General features: G+C 59.6%; 14 protein-coding genes, 4 tRNA genes and 1 pseudogene. All 19 read right to left on the bottom strand.

Annotated elements, in window-relative coordinates; all coding sequences use genetic code 11:
• Window positions 1-64 precede the first annotated feature (64 nt).
• The 19 genes and pseudogenes from fusA to AC1U7K_RS02245 all read right to left on the bottom strand — a co-directional run bounded on the left by fusA (window position 65) and on the right by AC1U7K_RS02245 (window position 20,248).
• Window positions 65-2,146 carry an elongation factor G gene (fusA, locus tag AC1U7K_RS02335; protein WP_480249186.1) on the bottom strand — a complete coding sequence of 694 codons (2,082 nt, stop codon included), beginning with the start codon at window positions 2,144-2,146 and terminating at the stop codon, window positions 65-67.
• Between the two features lie 123 nt (window positions 2,147-2,269).
• A complete protein-coding gene (gene rpsG / locus AC1U7K_RS02330; RefSeq protein ID WP_480249185.1) occupies window positions 2,270-2,740 on the bottom strand; it encodes a 30S ribosomal protein S7 in 471 nt (156 codons plus the stop codon).
• Between the two features lie 204 nt (window positions 2,741-2,944).
• Window positions 2,945-3,316, bottom strand: a complete 372-nt coding sequence (gene rpsL, locus AC1U7K_RS02325; protein WP_480249184.1) for a 30S ribosomal protein S12 — start codon at window positions 3,314-3,316, stop codon at window positions 2,945-2,947.
• 143 nt (window positions 3,317-3,459) lie between these two features.
• Complete coding sequence (gene rpoC, locus AC1U7K_RS02320) at window positions 3,460-7,629, bottom strand: DNA-directed RNA polymerase subunit beta' (RefSeq protein WP_480249183.1); 4,170 nt, start codon at window positions 7,627-7,629, stop codon at window positions 3,460-3,462.
• 160 nt (window positions 7,630-7,789) lie between these two features.
• A complete protein-coding gene (rpoB, locus tag AC1U7K_RS02315; RefSeq protein ID WP_480249182.1) occupies window positions 7,790-11,755 on the bottom strand; it encodes a DNA-directed RNA polymerase subunit beta in 3,966 nt (1,321 codons plus the stop codon).
• Between the two features lie 62 nt (window positions 11,756-11,817).
• Window positions 11,818-12,225, bottom strand: coding sequence for a 50S ribosomal protein L7/L12 (gene rplL / locus AC1U7K_RS02310; protein ID WP_480249242.1), 408 nt, complete (start codon window positions 12,223-12,225; stop codon window positions 11,818-11,820).
• 27 nt (window positions 12,226-12,252) lie between these two features.
• Window positions 12,253-12,759 (bottom strand): annotated as a pseudogene (gene rplJ / locus AC1U7K_RS02305) (50S ribosomal protein L10); the annotation flags it as partial.
• A gap of 95 nt (window positions 12,760-12,854) precedes the next feature.
• Window positions 12,855-13,547, bottom strand: coding sequence for a 50S ribosomal protein L1 (gene rplA, locus AC1U7K_RS02300; protein ID WP_480249181.1), 693 nt, complete (start codon window positions 13,545-13,547; stop codon window positions 12,855-12,857).
• A gap of 53 nt (window positions 13,548-13,600) precedes the next feature.
• Entirely contained in the window at window positions 13,601-14,023 is a 423-nt protein-coding gene (gene rplK / locus AC1U7K_RS02295; RefSeq protein WP_480249180.1) for a 50S ribosomal protein L11, read from the bottom strand.
• Between the two features lie 40 nt (window positions 14,024-14,063).
• Window positions 14,064-14,600 (bottom strand): transcription termination/antitermination protein NusG, encoded by a 537-nt coding sequence (gene nusG, locus AC1U7K_RS02290; RefSeq protein WP_480249179.1) that lies wholly within the window; start codon window positions 14,598-14,600, stop codon window positions 14,064-14,066.
• 25 nt (window positions 14,601-14,625) lie between these two features.
• Window positions 14,626-14,820, bottom strand: a complete 195-nt coding sequence (secE, locus tag AC1U7K_RS02285) for a preprotein translocase subunit SecE (protein ID WP_480249178.1) — start codon at window positions 14,818-14,820, stop codon at window positions 14,626-14,628.
• Between the two features lie 36 nt (window positions 14,821-14,856).
• Window positions 14,857-14,933 (bottom strand) — tRNA-Trp (locus AC1U7K_RS02280).
• A 124-nt stretch (window positions 14,934-15,057) separates the two neighbouring features.
• Window positions 15,058-15,207, bottom strand: a complete 150-nt coding sequence (gene rpmG / locus AC1U7K_RS02275; RefSeq protein ID WP_480249177.1) for a 50S ribosomal protein L33 — start codon at window positions 15,205-15,207, stop codon at window positions 15,058-15,060.
• A gap of 121 nt (window positions 15,208-15,328) precedes the next feature.
• Window positions 15,329-16,534 (bottom strand): elongation factor Tu, encoded by a 1,206-nt coding sequence (gene tuf, locus AC1U7K_RS02270; RefSeq protein ID WP_480249176.1) that lies wholly within the window; start codon window positions 16,532-16,534, stop codon window positions 15,329-15,331.
• A 92-nt stretch (window positions 16,535-16,626) separates the two neighbouring features.
• Window positions 16,627-16,702, bottom strand: a tRNA-Thr gene (locus AC1U7K_RS02265).
• 151 nt (window positions 16,703-16,853) lie between these two features.
• A tRNA-Gly gene (locus AC1U7K_RS02260) sits at window positions 16,854-16,928 on the bottom strand.
• 99 nt (window positions 16,929-17,027) lie between these two features.
• Window positions 17,028-17,112: transfer RNA gene (locus AC1U7K_RS02255), tRNA-Tyr, on the bottom strand.
• A 192-nt stretch (window positions 17,113-17,304) separates the two neighbouring features.
• Window positions 17,305-18,195, bottom strand: coding sequence for a hypothetical protein (locus AC1U7K_RS02250; RefSeq protein WP_480249175.1), 891 nt, complete (start codon window positions 18,193-18,195; stop codon window positions 17,305-17,307).
• Window positions 18,196-18,229: 34 nt separating this feature from the next.
• Window positions 18,230-20,248, bottom strand: coding sequence for an ATP-dependent helicase (locus AC1U7K_RS02245; RefSeq protein WP_480249174.1), 2,019 nt, complete (start codon window positions 20,246-20,248; stop codon window positions 18,230-18,232).
• Between the last annotated feature and the right edge of the window lie 41 nt (window positions 20,249-20,289).

Genomic DNA, 20,289 nt, shown 5'->3' with positions numbered 1-20,289 from the left:
CTCCTCCTTCTCAACCTTGGTAGGCCGGTCGCCGCGAAGCAACCGGATACAAGGAGATTACCTGTCACCCACCTTGGTTCTTGGCAATAATCTGCTCGGCAATCTGCTTCGGAACCTGCTCGTATCGGTCGAACTCCATACTGTAGGTCGCGCGCCCTTGAGTCCTCGATCGGAGATCCGTGGCGTAGCCGAACATTTCGCTCAGAGGCACGGAGGCCTCGACCGCCTGCGAGCCGGCGCGCACCTTGATACCTTGGATCTTTCCGCGCCGCCCGTTCAAATTGCCGATCACGTCGCCCATATATTCTTGGGGAACGAGCACCTCGACCTTCATGATCGGCTCGAGCAACACCGGTTCGGCACGACGACAGGCCTCCTGGAACCCCATCGAGGCGGCAATCTTGAATGCCATTTCATTCGAATCCACATCATGGTAGGACCCGTCGGTGATCGTCACACGGACATCGCGGACCGGATAGCCCGCAAGCACACCGGTTTCCATGCGCTCGCGAACGCCCTTTTCGATGGCCGGGATGTATTCCCTGGGAATCGCGCCACCGACAATCTTGTTGACGAATTCAAAGCCCTTCCCCGGCTCACTGGGCTCGACCGTCATGACCACGTGCCCGTACTGGCCACGCCCGCCGGTTTGCTTGATGTACTTGCCTTCGGCTTCCGCGCGTCGCCGGATGGTTTCACGGTAGGCCACTTCCGGCTTGCCGACGTTGGCCTCGACCTTGAACTCCCGCAAGAGACGATCGACGATGATCTCCAGATGCAACTCACCCATTCCCGAAATGATGGTCTGCGCAGTCTCTTCGTCGGTGCGCACGCGAAACGACGGATCTTCCTGTGCAAGCTTTTGGAGCGAAAACCCGAGCTTTTCCTGATCCTGCTTGGTCTTTGGCTCAATCGCCATTGAAATGACCGGCTCGGGGAATTTCATCACCTCGAGCAAGATCGGATTCTTTTCATCGCACAGCGTATCGCCGGTGGTCGCGCCCTTCAGGCCCACCGCGGCTGCGATGTCTCCGGCATAGACCTCTTCAATTTCCTCCCGCTTGTTGGCGTGCATTTTGAGCAGCCGCCCGACGCGCTCTTTCGTATTTTTGGTCGCATTGTAGACCGCGGTCCCGGTCTTGAGCGTGCCCGAGTACATGCGGAAATACGTGAGCTGCCCCGCGAAGGGATCAGTCATGATCTTGAACGCGAGCGCGGCAAACGGCTCATCGTCGCTCGACTGCCGCTTCAGCTCCTTTCCGCTGTTGGGATCCACTCCAACGACGGGCGGAATATCGAGCGGGGACGGCAGAAAATCGACCACGCCGTCGAGGAGCTGCTGCACGCCCTTATTCTTAAAGGAGGCGCCGCACAGCACCGGCGTGACTTTCATCGCGATCGCACCCGCCCGAATGGCGCGTCGGATCTCCTCCTCGGTCAGCGCCTCTCCGTTCAGATAGCACTCGAGCACATGCTCGTCGTGCTCGGCGACCGCTTCCAACATTTTTTCGCGGTACTGCTGAGCCTGCTCGAGCAGGTTGGCGGGAATCTCCTCGACCTTGTACTTGGCGCCGAGCGTTTCATCGTCGTACACGTACGCCTTCATGGTGACGAGGTCGATGGAGCCTTTGAACTCCGCTTCGCGCCCGATCGGCAACTGAATCGGCACCGGGGTTGCGCCCAACCGGTCGATCATGGATTGTACGCTTGCAAAGAAATCGGCGCCGATACGATCCATCTTGTTCATGAACGCAATGCGCGGCACCCGATACTTGTCGGCCTGTCGCCAGACCGTCTCGGATTGCGGCTCAACACCTTGGACCGAGTCAAAGACGGCGACGGCGCCATCGAGGACCCGCAACGATCGCTCGACCTCGATGGTAAAATCGACGTGCCCCGGCGTATCGATAATATTGATCCGATGGTCGCGCCAGAAGCAGGTCGTCGCGGCCGACGTAATCGTGATCCCGCGTTCGCGTTCCTGCTCCATCCAGTCCATCGTTGCCGCCCCGTCGTGCACTTCGCCCATGCGATGTGACACACCGGTGTAGAACAGGATCCGCTCCGTCGTTGTAGTCTTGCCGGCATCGATGTGCGCCATGATGCCGATATTTCTGGTTCGATCCAGGGAAACTCGCCTGGCCACGTGATCCTCCGAAAAATAACGATGCTGCAGCAGCCACGCCCACGACACTGCGGTGCAGAACCACCCACCTGCACAACGCAGCGTGGCTCACTGCAGCACGAACAACTTAACTCTGAACCCTGATTACCAGCGGTAGTGTGCGAAGGCCTTGTTGGCTTCTGCCATGCGGTGTGTATCTTCCCGTTTCTTCACGGACGCGCCGGTATTATTGGCCGCATCGAGCAGTTCCCCGGCCAACTTCTCCGCCATGCTCTTCCCGCCGCGCCCTTTCGAGTATTCCGAGAGCCATCGCAAAGCCAAGGACATGCGGCGGACAGGACGAATCTCAACCGGCACTTGATACGAAGCACCACCGACCCGGCGGGACTTCACCTCAACAACCGGCTTCACGTTATCGACCGCAGCTCGGAATACTTTCAGCGGATCGTTCCCGGTCTTTTGCTGAATCACATCGAACGCCCCGTAACAGACCCGCTCGGCCACACTTTTCTTGCCGCCAGCCATCAGCACATTAATAAACTTTCCGACCAGCTTGTCGTGATAGCGAGGATCGGCACTCACTTCACGCTGCCCGAATATCGGTCGTCTCGGCATTGCCCTGCTTTCCTTACTTACCAGGATGTTAAAAAAGGCCGCCAGCGCCGCTCTCGCATCGTTCGGAGGCTCAACGTACAAGCAAGAGTACGCCTCGCCCCCTCGCTCGCTGCGGCCTTGCTGGACAGCCTTTTTGAACATCCTGGCATTGTTGCTTCTGGTGCCCGACTATCGTTTTTCAACAGCCTGCAGTCGCTCATTGGATTATTTCGGACGCTTCGCGCCGTACTTGGATCGCCCCTGCTTGCGATTCGCGACGCCGACCGCATCCAACGCCCCGCGCACGATGTGGTATCGCACGCCCGGCAAATCCTTGACCCGGCCACCCCGCACGAGGACAATCGAGTGCTCCTGCAAGTTGTGCCCCACGCCGGGAATATATGATGTGACTTCCATGCCGTTGGTGAGCCGCACGCGGGCGACTTTGCGGAGCGCGGAATTTGGCTTCTTCGGAGTGGAGGTGTAAACGCGAATGCAGACGCCCCGCTTTTGGGGGCACTCCTTGAGCGCCGGGCTCTTCGTTTTGCCCGTCGCGAGCCGCCGTCCCTGCCTCACAAGCTGATTGATCGTTGGCATACCGCCCTTTTCCTTAGTCGCTCGCTCTAGCTGTCTCGATCGTCAACGCCCGGCTTCTTCACCGTGCATCGATCCGCCCAAAGCCGACGGATTATAATGAGCAGCGCGCGCTGTGTCAAGCAGCGCGCGCTGCTCACCGTGATCTATGCTTCCGTTGTACCGCTCTCGACCTTCGACTGCGAATCGTGGGCGATGCCCACCGGCTCACCCGTCAATTCAGGCGCCGGTTCCTGCTTGGGACTGATCACGAACGTATCGCGGTATTCCTCGAAGCCGGTTCCGGCCGGGATCAGCCGACCGACGATGACGTTTTCCTTCAACCCCAAGAGCTGGTCTTCTTTCCCGTTGATCGCGGCTTCGGTGAGAACCCGCGTCGTTTCTTGGAACGACGCCGCTGAGATGAAGCTGTCCGTCGTCAACGCCGCCTTGGTGATACCGAGCAAGACCGGCTTGCCAAGCGCCGGCCGGCCCCCGTTCGCGATGACGTGCTCGTTCTTGTCCTCGAACTCGAACCGGCTCACCTGACTGCCGGGCAAGAAATCGGTGTCGCCCGGATCTTCGATGCGAACCTTCCGCAACATCTGGCGCACGATGATCTCGATGTGCTTGTCGTTGATCGATACGCCCTGCAGCCGGTAGACGTCTTGAACCTCGTCCACCAGATACTTCTGGAGTTCTTTGGGCCCTAACACGTCCAGGATGTCGTGCGGATTCGCGGAACCATCCATCAGCGGTTCGCCCGCGCGAACCCAATCCCCTTCGTGCACGTTGACGTGCTTGCCCTTGGGAATCAAATACTCTTTGCGATCCCCGACCTTGTTGTCGACGATCACTTTGCGCATACCTTTGACAAAGCCCTCGTACGACACCTCGCCGTCGATCTCGCTGATGACGGCTTGCTCCTTGGGCTTGCGAGCTTCAAACAATTCAGCGACGCGCGGCAAGCCGCCGGTGATGTCCTTGGTCTTGGTCGTCTCGCGTGGAATCTTGGCCAGCACGTCGCCCGGATGCACGGTGCTGCCCTTCTCGACGAGGATGTGCGCACCGACGGGCAACAGATAGCGCGCGACGCCCGTCGCGCCCGCGACCTTTGCGGTCTTCCCGCTTTCATCCTTGATCGACAGCCGCGGCCGGAGCGTCGTACCGGAGTGCTCGATGATCACCTTGCGCGACAATCCGGTGACCTCGTCGAACTCCTCCTTCATCGTGACGCCTTCGGTGATGTCGCCATAGGCAACCCGACCGCCCACATCCGTCAAGATCGAGATCGAATACGGATCCCATTCGACCAGCTTTTGTCCGATCTCGACATGGCCGCCGTCTTTCACCTTGATCCGCGCCCCGTAGACAACCGGGTACTTTTCGCGTTCACGCCCGTTTTCATCATAGATCGCGATCTTCGCGTTGCGGTTCATCACCACCCACTCGCCCTCTTTGTTCTTAACCGCCATCGAGGGATTGTGGATGTCCGCGTTCTTCTTCGCATCGAAGCTCATGAACTTAAGCGAACCCGCATGCTTGGCTTCGAGGACCGTTTGCTCAACGACCTTGCTCGCCGTGCCACCGATGTGGAACGTGCGCATCGTGAGCTGAGTCCCCGGCTCACCGATCGACTGCGCCGCGATTACCCCCACCGGCTCGCCCTTCTCGACCAACCGGCCGCGCGAGAGATCGCGTCCATAGCATTTCACGCAGACGCCCCGCCGCGACTGGCATGTCAGCACCGACCGGATACTCACCCGATCGACGCCCGCCTCGACGACGCTCTTCGCCCGCTCCTCGTCGATCTCTTCGTTGGCCTTGACGATGATCTCACCGGTCAGCGGATCGCGAATGTCTTCCGCCGCCAAGCGCCCCAGGATACGATCCTCCAACGGCTGGATGATCTCGCCGCCTTCAACGAGCGCGGTAACCATGATGCCGTCGGTCGTCCCGCAGTCCTCCTCGGTGACGATCACGTCCTGTGAAATATCGACCAACCGCCGCGTGAGATAGCCGGAGTTTGCCGTCTTCAACGCGGTGTCGGCCAGACCCTTCCGCGCACCGTGGGTCGAGATGAAGTATTGCAACACCGTCAACCCTTCGCGGAAATTGGCCGTGATCGGCGTTTCGATGATCTCGCCGGACGGCTTGGCCATCAGGCCCCGCATACCGCCGAGCTGGCGGATCTGCTGGGAGCTGCCGCGTGCGCCGGAGTCGGCCATCATGAAGATCGGGTTGAAGGCGTTGCCGTCGCCGCCGACGCTCAACTCCTTCATCATCTCGCCCGCGACCTGCTCGGTCACGTGCGCCCAGATGTCGATGACCTTGTTGTAGCGCTCGCCGTTCGTGATCAAGCCTTCGCTGTACTGCTTCTCGATCTCATTCACCTCGCGCTGCGCGCGATTGATGAGGTCTTCCTTCTTCGCCGGGATGTGCATGTTGTCGATGCAGATCGACGCCCCCGCTTTGGTCGCATAGGAGAAGCCGATGTCTTTGATCTTATCGAGCAGGATGACGGTCTCCCGGTGCCCGGCTTGCCGATACACCGTGTCGATGAGCTTGGTCATCTCCTTTTTCGTCATCACCTGATTCGCCTGAGAGAACGGAATCGATGCCGGCAGGATTTCGCCCAGCAGCACGCGGCCGACCGTCGTCGTGACCAAGTTGCCGTCGATGCGCACCTTGATCTTGGCGTGCTCTTCGACCTCGCCCGCGTCATAGGCGATCCGCACTTCTTCGCGCGACGCAAACACCTTCCCTTCGCCCTTGGCGCCCGAGCGCTCTTTCGTGAGCCAATAGCAGCCGAGCACCATGTCCTGCGACGGGACCGCGATCGGCTTGCCGTTCGCCGGCGAGAGGATGTTGTTGATCGACATCATGAGCACGCGCGCCTCGATCTGCGCTTCGACGGACAGCGGCACGTGCACCGCCATTTGGTCGCCGTCGAAGTCGGCGTTGAACGCCGCGCACACCAAGGGATGGAGCCGAATCGCTTTACCCTCGACCAAGACCGGGTCGAAGGCCTGAATGCCCAACCGGTGCAAGGTCGGCGCGCGATTCAGCAGCACGGGGTGCTCGCGAATCACCTCATCGAGCACATCCCACACCTCGGGCCGCTCTTTCTCGACAAGCCGCTTGGCGCTCTTGATGGTCGTCGCCGCGCCGCGCGCTTCCAGCTTGTGGAAGATGAAGGGCTTGAACAGCTCCAATGCCATCTTCTTCGGGAGCCCGCACTGATTGAGCCGCAGCTCCGGACCGACGACGATCACCGAACGGCCGGAGTAATCGACGCGCTTTCCCAGCAGGTTTTGACGGAACCGGCCCTGCTTGCCCTTGAGCATGTCGCTCAACGACTTCAACGGCCGCTTGTTCGGCCCCCGGATTGCGCGACCGCGACGCCCGTTGTCGAACAGGGCATCGACGGCTTCTTGCAGCATCCGCATTTCGTTGCGGATGATCACCCCCGGCGCCTTCAGCTCCATGAGTCGCTTCAAGCGATTGTTGCGATTGATCACCCGACGATAGAGATCGTTCAGGTCCGACGTCGCAAACCGGCCGCCGTCCAGGGGCACGAGCGGGCGCAACTCGGGCGGGAGCACCGGGATGACGTCCATAATCATCCATTCGGGCTTGTTGCCGGACTTGCGAAACGCTTCGAGGACTTTTAGGCGCTTCGCAAGCTTCTTCTTCACCGCCACGGATGTCGTCGTCTTCGACTTGCTCTGCAACTCGTCCCACTGCGCGTTGATGTCGATTTTTCGCAGTAGCTCACGGATCGCCTCCGCGCCGATGCCCGCCTTGAACGCGCCCGGCCCATGCTCATCCTGCAGGCTCCGGAGCTTATCCTCGGTCAACAACTCCTGCGCTTTCAGTGAGGTCGTCCCCGGGTCGACGACGACATAGCTTTCGAAGTAGAGGATCTTCTCCAAGTGCTTCAAGCTCATATCCAGCAGCGTGCCGATCCGGCTCGGGACCCCCTTGAGGAACCAGATGTGCGCGACCGGCGCAGCCAGTTCGATATGGCCCATCCGTTCACGTCGCACTTTCGACTGAATGACTTCGACACCGCACTTGTCGCAGACGATGCCGCGGTGCTTCATTCGCTTGTACTTGCCGCAATTGCACTCCCAGTCCTTGATCGGCCCGAAAATCTTGGCGCAGAACAATCCGTCCTTCTCCGGCTTGAACGACCGGTAGTTGATCGTCTCCGGTTTTTTCACTTCTCCGTAGGACCAGGATCGAATTTTCTCCGGCGAGGCGATGCGGATGCGCATGGCATCGAAGGACATCGAGTCGCGCGGTTTTTCGAAGAGTGTGTAGATACCTTCCAAGGTTCTCCCTCCTAGTAACCGCTGAAAATCGCCGCCAACAGCGTTCTCGGCTCGTCAAAATCCTCGACGTAGCGCAAGGCTACGCCTCCGGTTCTGACTTCGCCTGCGGCCTTGTTGGACGACGATTTTGAGCGGTCACTTTGCATGAGATGAGAGATCTTCAGTCTCTAGATTTGATCAGTTCCACGTCCAGGCCGAGGCTTTGGAGCTCCTTCACGAGTACGTTGAAGGATTCGGGCAAGCCCGGCTCCAGGAAGTTCTCGCCCTTGACGATGGCTTCGTAGATTCGTGAGCGCCCCGGCACATCGTCCGACTTTACCGTGAGAAACTCTTGCAGCGTCGAGGCAGCCCCATACGCCTGCAGGGCCCACACCTCCATTTCACCGAGACGCTGTCCGCCGAATTGCGCCTTCCCCCCCAGCGGCTGTTGCGTCACGAGGGAGTACGGGCCGATCGACCGGGCGTGAATCTTATCATCCACCAAGTGATGCAGCTTCAACATGTACATGTAGCCGACGGTCACGGGGCTCTTGAACGGCTCCCCGGTCCGACCATCATACAGCGCCGACTGCCCGCTCGAGGGCAGCTTCGCCTTCTTCAACAGGTCTTTGATCTCGGTCTCCGTGGCGCCGTCGAACACCGGACTGGCAACAGTCAGTCCCAGCGCCCGCGCGGCCCACCCGAGGTGGGTTTCCAGGATCTGCCCTACATTCATACGAGACGGCACGCCAAGCGGATTCAAGACAATCTCCACCGGTGTTCCATCCGGAAGATACGGCATGTCTTCTTCTGGGAGAATCCGCGAGACCACGCCCTTATTGCCGTGGCGGCCGGCCATCTTATCGCCGACCGACACTTTCCGCTTCATGGCGATGTAAACCTTGACGAGCTTGATGACGCCCGGGGGCAATTCATCGCCTCGTTTCAGGCGGCCAACCTTGTCGTCGTACAGCGTCTGCAGGATCTCGATCTGTTCCTTCGCCAGACGCTCGATCTCTTCCAACTGCTTCTGCTCGTCGGGATCGGCCAGCGTGATGTGCCGGATCTGATCATCGCCGAGCTTCTTCAAGACCTCGGCGGTGAGCTTGCCTTTCTTCTTGAGCGTCACCTCCCCGGTATCCGCATCCATCAAATCGCGACCAACGACCTTGCCGAGCAAGAACTTCCGGATTTTCTTGTTCTTCTCTTCTTCGATGATCCGCAATTCTTCCTGGTGGTCGCGCTGGAGCTTGAGCACGTCTTCATTCTCGATGCTCTTGGAGCGCTCATCCTTATCGAGCCCCTTGCGCGAGAAAATCTTCACGTCGACGACGATGCCTTCGACGCCCGGGGGGACCTGGAGCGACGTATCCTTCACATCGCCGGCCTTCTCACCGAAGATCGCCCGGAGCAGCTTCTCCTCCGGCGTCAACTGGGTCTCGCCCTTCGGCGTCACTTTCCCAACGAGAATGTCACCGGGCTTCACTTCGGCCCCGATGCGGATGATGCCGCTCTCATCCAGATTCCGGAGCGCTTCCTCTCCGACGTTCGGGATGTCCCGCGTGATCTCTTCCTTGCCAAGCTTGGTATCCCGTGCCTCGACTTCGAATTCCTCGATGTGGATCGAGGTGAACTTGTCCTCCTTGACCAGGCGTTCGCTGATCAAAATGGCATCTTCGAAGTTGAATCCGCCCCACGGCATGAACGCGACCAACACGTTCTGCCCCAGCGCGAGTTCGCCCTTGTCCATGGCGGGACCGTCGCCCAAGACCTGGCCTTTCTTGACCGGCTGCCCAACCCGCACCACCGGCTTCTGCGTGATGCACGTGTTCTGATTGGATCGCTGGAACTTGATCAGATCGTAGACATCCAACAGCGAGTCCGACTTCTTGCCGCCCTCGCCCTTCTTCGGCTCGGCCCGCACGACGATCCGTGTCGCATCGACACTCTCTACCACGCCGGCTCGTTTCGCCTGAATGACATACCCGGAGTCCCGCGCGACGACCGCTTCCATGCCCGTCCCCACCAACGGTGCCTCCGTCCGGATCAGGGGGACGGCTTGTCGTTGCATGTTCGATCCCATCAACGCGCGGTTCGCATCGTCGTGCTCGAGGAACGGAATGAGCGCGGTCGCCACGCTGACGACCTGCTTCGGCGACACGTCCATGTACTCCACACGATCCGGAGGCGTGGTCACGAAATCCCCGCCCTTCCGAGCCGAGACGGTTTCCGATACCAATCGGCCGCCGTTATCGAGCTTGGAGTTCGCCTGGGCGACGGTGTACTGATCGCCTTCGATCGCGGACAAATATTCGATCTCCTCGGTCACCTTGCCCTTTCGCACTTTGCGGTAGGGTGCTTCGATGAAGCCGAAGTCGTTGATCCGCGCATACGTCGCCAACGACGTGATCAGTCCGATGTTGGGCCCTTCCGGCGTTTCGATCGGGCAGATGCGGCTGTAGTGCGACGGATGAACGTCGCGCACTTCGAATCCCGCTCGCTCCCGAGTCAGACCGCCCGGCCCGAGCGCCGACAGCCGACGTTTGTGCGTGATCTCGGCCAAGGGGTTCGTCTGGTCCATGAACTGCGAGAGCTGGCTGCTGCTGAAGAATTCCTTGATCGCGGCGACCACCGGCTTGGCATTGATCAAGTCGTGCGGCAGCACCGTCTCCATGTCCAGGAGGTTCATCCGCTCCTTGATGCTCCGCTCCATCCGGACGAGCCCGAGCCGCACCTGGTTTTCGAGCAACTCGCCCACCGAGCGCACGCGGCGGTTGCCCAAATGGTCGATGTCGTCGATCTCGCCTTTGCCCATCTTCAGGTTCACGAGATAGCGAATGACTTCGACGATGTCTTGCGCGGTCAGCGTGCGCTGCTCCAACGGCAGATCGAGGCCCAGCTTCTTGTTGAGCTTGAGCCGACCAACCGGCGACAGGTCATAGCGCTTGGCATTGTTGAATAGATTTTCGAACAGCACTTTGGCGGTTTCGATCGACGGCGTTTCCCCCGGGCGAAGGCGCTTGTAAATTTCGACCATCGCCTCTTCCTTCGACTCGGTCCGCTCCATCTCGAGCGTGTCGAGGATGACGGGCGTCGCCGTCGGACTGTCGAGGTAGATCGCTTTGAAGCTGTCGATGTTGCTGTCGACGACCTTGTCGAGCACCTCTTGCGTCAGCTTGTGGTTCTTGTCGAGCAGCTTCTCCTTGGTCGTCGGATCGATCAGTTCGGTCAGGACCGCCCGCCCAATGAGATCAGCCGGACTCACCGGAACCTCTTTGACGCCGGCCGCCTTGGCCCGGGCAATCGTGTTCTTGGTGAGCTTGGCGCCTTCGCGGACGATGACTTCTTTGCCGCCTTTTTCGGTGATCTCAATCGGGCACCGCAGACCGTGATGCACCTCAGGATCGAGCTTTCGCATCAGCTTGCCCTTCGTGACCCGAATCTCCTCAACCGGGTAGTACATTTTCAGGAGATCGTCGCCCGAGTAGCCGAACGCTTTCAGCAGAATGGTCGCCGGCATCTTGCGCCGGCGGTCGATGCGGACGTACAGAATGTCTCGCGCGTCGAATTCGAAGTCCAACCACGAGCCGCGATAGGGAATGATGCGCGCGGAATACAGCACTTTCCCGCTGGCATGCGTGCGCCCCTTATCATGCGTAAAGGACGCGCCCGGCGACCGGTGAAGCTGGCTGACCACGACGCGCTCGGTCCCGTTGATAATGAACGTGCCGCGCTCGGTCATCAGCGGCAGTTCGCCGACGTACACTTCCTGTTCGCGGACGTCGAGAACCTTCTTCTTCGGGCCTTTGTCTTCCTTATCGAAGACCACGAGCCGCACTCGCAGCTTCAGCGGCACGGCATACGTCATGCCCTGCTCCAGACACTCGCGGACGTCGTATTTGGGAGTCCCCAGCGAATAGCTGGAGAACTCCAACACAGCCGTGTTGTTGTAATCCGCGATCGGGAACACGCTGACCAAGGCAGCCTGGAGTCCCTTGTCTTCACGCCGATCCGGATCCATCTCAAGCTGCAGGAACTGCTCGTAGGACCGTTTCTGGATTCCGATCAGGTCGGGAATGTCTATGTTCGCACGGATTTTCGAGAAATCTCTCCGCTCGATCAGTCCATTGACCGACGTCTCCAACATCCCTCGCTCCTCCATTCCATTGTGGACGGTCCGGCCTTCGCTATTGCGCTATGACGGCGATCCTACTTGATCTCGACCTTCGCGCCGCTCTCTTCCAACTTCTTTTTCATCGTATCGGCTTCTTCCTTCGTCACGCCGGTCTTTACCGGCTTCGGCGCTCCCTCGACCAGATCCTTGGCTTCCTTCAGGCCCAGGCTGGTCAGTTCGCGGACCACCTTGATGACCTGAATTTTCTTATCCGCGGCTGCGCTCGCCAAGATGACATCGAACGATGTCTTCTCCTCCGCAGGAGCCGCTGCAGCTCCCCCCGCCGCACCGCCCGGCATCGCCGCGATCGCCACGGGCGCCGCCGCCGTCACGCCGAACTTGCTCTCGAACGCCTTGACCAACTCCGACAGCTCGAGCACGCTCATGCTGCCGACGGCGTTGATGATCTCTTCCTGAGAAAGCTTTCCCTCCGCTGTAGGCATCTCTCCCTCTCCTTTCTTCTTGTCCTGAATCGCGACCAACACTCCGACCAGTTTTCTGAGCACGCCGCTCAGTACGGACACCAGATTGCGCGCCGGCCCCTGGAACGCCGACAGCAGCATGGAAATCATCACGTCTTTGGACGGGAGGCTGGCGACTTCCAGCAACTGCTCGGGACGGAGCACCTTGCCCTCGAGCACTCCGGCCATGATGCGCATCTTCTCTTCACGCTTTTCGGCCTTGATGAAGTCACGCAGGATCTTCGTGGCGACGGCCGGATCGTCATAGCCGATCAGCACCGCCAGCGGGCCTTTGAAATACGCTTTGGCTCCGACGAGGCTCGTCCCCTCGACGGCCCTGGCCGCAAGGGTGTTCTTCACCACCTTCAGCTCGGCCTTCGCCCCGCGCAACTGCTTCCGGAGTTCGGTCACGTGATTGACCTCAAGCCCCGAGCACTCAGTCATCACCGCCAGTTTCGCCTTGGCGAATTTCTCGTGCAACTCGGCAATCGCCGTCGCCTTCTCTTCTTTCTTCATTCGCCTCTCCTGCTCGTTAGTCGTTCATCGTTAACCGAGCAATCAATCGCGCCAACCATTTGGATTAACGGGTACCGAGAACGTTTCTCTCGCTGCTAGCTCCACTGCTTGATTATCGCCATCGTGTCCAGCTTGACGCCCGGCCCCATCGTGCTCGACATGGTGGCCGTTTTGAGATACCGGCCTTTGACCGACGACGGACGGGCCTTCATGACGGACTCGAGGACTGCGTTGGCATTCTCATGCAGTTTGGCGGCGTCGAAGGATACTTTCCCGATGGGCACGTGGACGATGCCGGCCTTTTCCACCTTGTATTCCACGCGGCCCTTGCGAATTTCGTTGATCGCCTTGCCGACCTCGAACGTCACGGTGCCCGTCTTAGGATTCGGCATCAGACCGCGCGGCCCCAACACCTTCCCGAGCTTCCCGACCGCGCCCATGAGGTCGGGCGTGGCAATGGCTTGGTCGAACTCCATCCAGCCACCCTTGATTTTCTCCATCAAGTCGTCCGCGCCGACGTAGTCGGCGCCAGCCGCCCGGGCTTCCTGCTCCTTCTCGCCCTTCGCAAAGACGAGGACCCGCACCTTTTTCCCGGTCCCGTGCGGCAAGACCGTCGTCCCGCGAACCATTTGATCCGCGCGCTTGGGGTCTACGCCGAGTCGAAGCGCCAGGTCGACCGTCTCGTCAAACTTGGCATACGCCGCTTGCTTCACGACATCAACGGCCTCGCGAACCGCGTACTGCCTCGGCTCAACTTTCGCGGCGGCCGCTTCATATTTCTTGCCCATGTCCTCTCTCCTCTTCCATCAGTCACTGGCGAGCGCTATGACGAGGGCCTGCGCTACTGAATGACGATCCCCATACTTCGCGCAGTGCCCTCGATGATCTTCATCGCGCCCTCGACATCGGCAGCGTTGAGATCGGTCATTTTCTTTGTCGCGATCTCTTTCAACTGTGCCCGCGAAATTTTTCCGACCTTGTCTTTATGCGGTACGCCCGAGCCTTTGATCAGCCCAGCCGCTTTCTTGAGCAGATCGGAAGCGGGCGGCGTTCGGGTGATGAAGGTAAAGGTCCGATCCTTGTAGACCGTGATCACCACCGGGATAATGCTGTCCCCGTCCTTCTGGGTCTTGGCGTTGAACTGTTTACAGAACTCCATAATGTTCACGCCGTGCTGGCCCAGTGACGGGCCGACGGGCGGGGCCGGATTCGCTTTTCCGGCGGGAATCTGCAATTTAATTTGCGCCGTGATTTCCTTCGCCATGCCTGCTCCTTGCGATTCTTAACTCAGCTCGGACCGCTGCCTAGATTCGCTCCACCTGCATGAAGCCCAATTCCACGGGCGTCGATCGCCCAAAGATGCTGACCAGTACCTTGACGCGGTTGTGGTCGGTATCGACCTCATCGACCAAGGCATTAAAGCCCATGAACGGCCCATCGATAATCCGCACGTTATCGCCTTTCACAAAACGAATCTGCTCTCGTGGCGCGGCCGTTCCCGAATCCACCTGCTTCAGCAACGATTCCGCTTCTTCGGCGGTCAAGGGTAACGGCTTCGTCCCTCCCCCCACAAAGCCCGTCACTTTGGGAGTCTCTTTGATCATTTGAACCGCTTCATCGGTCGGCGGGGTTTCGAGTTCTACGAGGACGTAGCCGGGAAAAAACTTGCGGCGCGACGTCCGGCGCTTGCCGTCCTTGATTTCAATCACGTCTTCCGTCGGCACCAGGACCTGCCCGAGCTGCTCGACCAAGCCCATCTGGTTGGCACGCTCGACGATGCTGGCCTTGACCCGGCCTTCGAACCCGGCATAGGTATGAATCACATACCAGTTTTTAGCCATCCTCTCCTCTCACCCGACCACTTGCTCAGATGATCTTGCTCACGAGCCATACGAGAAACGAGTCGACGACCGACAAATACAACGACATGATGATGCAGAAGACGATGACGACGGTTGTCGAGCCGACGGTTTCACTGCGCGTGGGAAAGGAGATCTTGCGAAACTCGCTTTTGACCTCGTTGGTGAACTCAACGGTCGACATCCATGCCTTCTGAAACATCGGGACTCCTTTAGTTGTCCCCCGGGACCGGCGACGTGGCAGGGGCACCAGGAATCGAACCCGGACCTTCGGTTTTGGAGACCGACGTGCTAGCCGTTGAACACCATGCCCCTCTGATTCGCAGGTCGCAGGGCGGTAGATACCCGCCGTCGTCAAATAATTCGGATACGCGCGCCGCCGCCACATCGTCGCGGCGACGACCGCGTTGAACAGACCGCTTCAGTGGTCGATTTCGCATCACTTCACTTCCTTGTGGGCGGTGTGTTTACGGCAGAAGCGGCAGAACTTGTTGCGCTCGAGGCGATCCGGATCATTCTTCTTGTTCTTCATCGTCGAATAATTCCGCTGCTTGCAGACCGTACACGCCATTGAAATGATTTCCCGCATACCCCTTACCTTCCCTCTTTGAGGGCAAGGCGGTTTAGCTGCTCGACTGCGCGCATCGGACGAGCACCTTTCTGAAGCGTGCGCGTCCTGCGAGCACGGAGCAGCGACCCGCCTTCGCCCTCTACGCCAGAATTTCCGTCACGATGCCGGAGCCCACGGTCTTGCCGCCCTCGCGCACCGCAAACCGCAACCCCTGATCCATCGCGATCGGCGAAATCAGCTCCGCCGTGATCGTCACGTTGTCCCCCGGCATCACCATCTCCACTCCCGGAGTCAACTGCACCACCCCCGTCACGTCCGTCGTCCGGAAGTAGAACTGCGGCCGGTACCCGTTGAAGAACGGCGTGTGCCGCCCGCCCTCCTCCTTCGTCAACACGTAAATCTCCGCCTTGAACTTCGTGTGCGGCGTGATGCTCGCCGGCTTGGCCAGCACCATCCCCCGCTCCACGTCTTCCTTCTTCGTCCCCCGCAACAGCACCCCGATGTTGTCCCCCGCCTGCCCCTCATCGAGCACCTTGCGGAACATCTCCACCCCGGTCACCACCGTCTTGGCCGTCGGCCGCAACCCCACGATCTCCACTTCGTCGCCCACCTTCACGACCCCGCGCTCGCACCGCCCCGTCACCACCGTGCCCCGCCCGCTGATCGTAAAGACGTCCTCGATCGGCATCAAAAACGGCTTGTCCACCGCCCGCTGCGGCGTCGGAATGTACGTGTCGATCGCCTCCAACAGCTTCAGGATCGCCGGCACCCCGATCTCGCTCTGATCCCCTTCCATCGCCTTGGTCGCCGACCCCGTGATGATCGGAATCTTGTCTCCCGGAAACTCGTACTTGGTCAGCAGCTCCCGCACTTCCAGCTCCACCAGATCGAGCAACTCCTTGTCATCCACCTTGTCGGCCTTGTTCAGAAACACGACGATGTAGGGCACCCCCACCTGCCGCGCCAACAAAATATGCTCCCGCGTCTGCGGCATCGGCCCATCGGCCGCACTCACCACCAAGATCGCCCCGTCCATCTGCGCGGCGCCCGTGATCATGTTCTTCACATAATCCGCGTGCCCCGGGCAGTCCACGTGCGCGTAGTGCCGCTTGTCCGTCTCGTACTCGACGTGGCTGATCGCAATCGTCATGATCTTCGTCGCATCGCGCCGCCCCTGCGACTCACTGGCCTTCGCCACCTCGTCGTAGCTCACGAACTTCGCCATCCCCCGCTCGCTGCAGATCTTCGTCAGCGCGGACGTGAGCGTCGTCTTGCCGTGGTCCACGTGCCCGATCGTCCCAATATTCACGTGGGGCTTGCGTCGCTCAAACTTCGCCTTCGCCATACCCTCCTCCTTCGTCCGTTAAGTGATCAACCGTTCGGCCACCGTGAGACGGGCTGCACACTAGCGGCTCAGATCGATTAGAAGTTCCCTGATGGAGCCCACGACGCGGATCGAACGCGTGACCTCGTCCTTACCAAGGACGTGCTCTACCGACTGAGCTACGTGGGCGTGTTACAAAACAAAAAGCCACCTTAGACATTATCCGACTGCGCAGATCCGGAGTGCATCGGTACTCGTAGGCCGCGTTCAAAATCACGTGAGGCACAATACCTCTCCGGTTCGCAGTTGATCGAAGCGACCGGCTCAAACAAGCTTGGTATGGAGCGGGCGACGGGATTTGAACCCGCGACAGCCAGCTTGGAAGGCTGGAACTCTACCACTGAGCTACGCCCGCACTCTCTCACTCGAAAAACCAAGCGCGTATCACGATCACTTGAGGTATTCAGTCGCCGTCGTGAGTTGATCGAACGCGACGGCTCAAGCAAGCTTGGTATGGTGGGCAGGCAAGGATTCGAACCTTGGAAGCCGATGGCAACAGATTTACAGTCTGCCCCCTTTGTCCACTTGGGTACCTGCCCTAACATCACGCCAATTCGTTCGATTTCCCGATGCGGTTTTAAAAGCAAACGACCCCAGTCACAGCTTTCCCCTCGATGTAACCATTCATAGGGATTACTGTTCAGGCTGGGAACGACATTGGACCTGGAAGCGAGAAATTTTACGAAGGCCGCCTCCCGATGTCAAGGGGGAATGACAGGTTTTTCAGGGCATCACGGACGGACGGTCTGTGGCCGAGCCGGGATAACGGGACATGGCTCGCTCCCCGGGAGTGGGCGGTGGTCGGTCTTCAGCAGATTGGCAATCCGTCCCGCCTGGTCGGCCGGATATTCGAGCACGTCTTCCAACAAGACCTGGACTTCGGCCGGCGCAATTCGATGAGAGGGCGCGAGATACCGTTTGTGTGTCACCGCGCGATCCTCCTCTTGCTCAGGCTCATAGTAGCCAATCAGTTCGCCGTTACGATCAGCTGTGATCAGGCGCTTGATCCATTGTTGCTGTAAGGATCCATTCTTTTGGCTCGGTGAGCCCGCAGATCGCGAACGTTGAAGCTCGGTCTTTGTCCGGATGGACCATCCGACGAAGACCGCCCACGTTTCATGCAGCGCTTCCCATGATTCCCGCTCGGTGAGAAACCGCGTTTCGGTTTGCCCCTTTCGCTGAAGAATGGGCGTGATCGTGACGTGCTGATAGCGACATTGCCGCTGATCATGCGCAAACTGAACAAGTCTGGCGGCCGATGGGTCGGCAATGCCCGGCTGGGGACGCGACAGAAGGTAATCCAGGTAGGCATGGAACAACTCATGGTACACGGTGCCAAGTTCTCGCGGCGCCAGCTTGGCCACGCCTTTCAACGTACCGCCCGCCCCGTTGAAGCTTAGGGCTTGATTTAAGACCAGCCGGTGATCGTCCAGATGATACTCGGCGGCAAACGCGTGAAGGTCATCGAACTCGACGGTGACGAAATCGGCAGGAATCGCTTCGATGAATCGGGTTGGGAGTCCGGCCTTCTTCGCCTCACTGACGAACCGCTCGAGCACGCCGGAGATGGTGGGTGATGTGGCTCGGGCGGGCCAGGAGGCCAACAGCAAAACGACAACCAACCACGTCAATGCGAACAGCGTAGTCCGGCGAACACTAGGTCCACCGGTCGGGAAAACCACCCTCCTCGACCAACGCCCAGGTCTCGAGCATCGTCGACGGCACATCATCGAGAAACCGCGTGGGCTTTGAGAGGACTGAGCCGGTGGCTTTGTCGTAGACATTGATCGGGTAGGTTAAAAAGAGATCGTGCTTGGCGCGGGTGACCGCAACGTAAAACAGCCGACGCTCCTCCTCTAATTCCTCCTCCGTCGCGAACGAATAGGCGGAGGGAAAGCGGCCATCGACGGCCCAGATCACGAATACCGACTGCCATTCTAACCCTTTGGCGGAGTGAATGGTAGAAAGGACGACGCGCTCATCGTCTCGATCGCTGTCTTCGACATCGCTCACACTCTCATCCGGCGGCTCGAGCGCGAGGTCGGCCAGGAAGCTCTCGAGGGTGTCGTATCGCTCGGCCATGCTGTAGAGGTGCTCAAGGTCCCGCATTCGCTTGGGATAGTCGTCATAGTGCTCTTTGAGAATCGGCAGATAGTACCCGTACACCTCATTGACCTGCTCGGCGGGAGTCAGCGCACCCGTTCGACCCGCTTCTTGAAGCATACGCGCCAGCTCCTTGAGGCCGCGACTTGAGCGCCCGCTGACCCTATCGAGCAATTCCAACGGTTCCCCGCCATTTCGCTCCTCCCTAAAGAACGACGCGATCAGGTCCTGAGCTTTTTTCGGACCGACCCCCTCCACGAGCAGTAGCACGCGATTCCAGCTCACGGCATCCAATGGATTGCCGATGACGCGGAGATGGGCGAGCAGATCTTTGACGTGGGCCGTCTCGATGAACTTGAAGCCGCCGCGCTTGACGAACGGAATGTTGCGTCGCGAGAGCTCGATTTCAAGATCGAATGAATGAAAACTCGACCGAAACAGGACAGCGATCTCATCCAACGGCACGCCCTCCTCACGAAGCTCCAAAATCTTCTGCGCCACGAAACGGGACTGGGCATTTTCACCGGCCGCCTGGACCAACGCGGGCAAGGGACCATCCAGCTTTCGCGTGAAGAGGTGCTTGGTATATTTCTCGGCCGCTCGCTGAATGACTTCATTGGCGAGATTCAAGATCGGTTGAGTGCTCCGGTAGTTCTCCTCCAGTTTGTAGATCCGGCAGCCCGGAAACAGAGAAGGGAATTCCATGATGTTCCGAAACGTCGCTCCCCGGAAGGCGTAAATCGACTGTGAATCGTCGCCGACGACCATGACGTTGTCGTGCGACGCGGCCAAGTTCCGGATCAGATCGGCCTGCAAGCGATTCGTGTCCTGATACTCGTCCACCAGGATGTGCCGAAATCGGCTGGATATCGCCTGCCGCGCTCCCTCGTCCACCGCGAGCAGGTCGCGGAGCTTCACGAGGAGATCATCGTAGTCGAGCAACTGGCGGCGCCGTTTTTCTGCCTCGTACGCGAGCCGCAACTTATCCAGGTCTTCGAGGTGCTCCGAGAAGTGAGCGTACTCGGTCAGGACCACGTCATCGAGGGGCTGCAGCGTGTTGACGCACTTGCTAAACAACTCCGCGATGGTTCCTTTGCGCGGGAAACGCTTATCCTTTTCGCTCAGACCCAGTTGCGCGCGCAAGAGACTGATCAGGTCTTCCGCATCTCCCCGATCGAGAATCGTAAATCCCGGCATCAATCCGATTGGCCTCCCGTACTGTCGCAGCAAGGCGTTCGCGACGGAGTGAAATGTCCCGCCGAAGACATGCTCGCTCCGCGAGCCGATCAATAGCCCGGCTCGACTCAGCATTTCCTGTGCGGATTTCCGCGTGAACGTGAGCAGAAGGATTGTGCCGGGATCAATTCCCGTATCGATGAGATACGCGACGCGATAGACGAGGGTCCGCGTCTTTCCGCTTCCCGCGCCGGCAATCACGAGGGACGGACCATCGGCCGCCGTGACGGCCGCGAGTTGCTGTGGGTTCAGCGCCTGGGCGTAATCGAGCGAGAGCTTGTGGCTCGGCTGCTCGGCCGCACGCCGCAACACATACGGCTTGACCTCCCGCTCCATGTTGCCTCCAAACCTGACGCCCTTATACAGACCGTTGGCAT

This window comes from Nitrospira sp. Vd2, from assembly GCF_979581665.1.
This window is presented reverse-complemented; position numbering and strand designations above follow the sequence as displayed.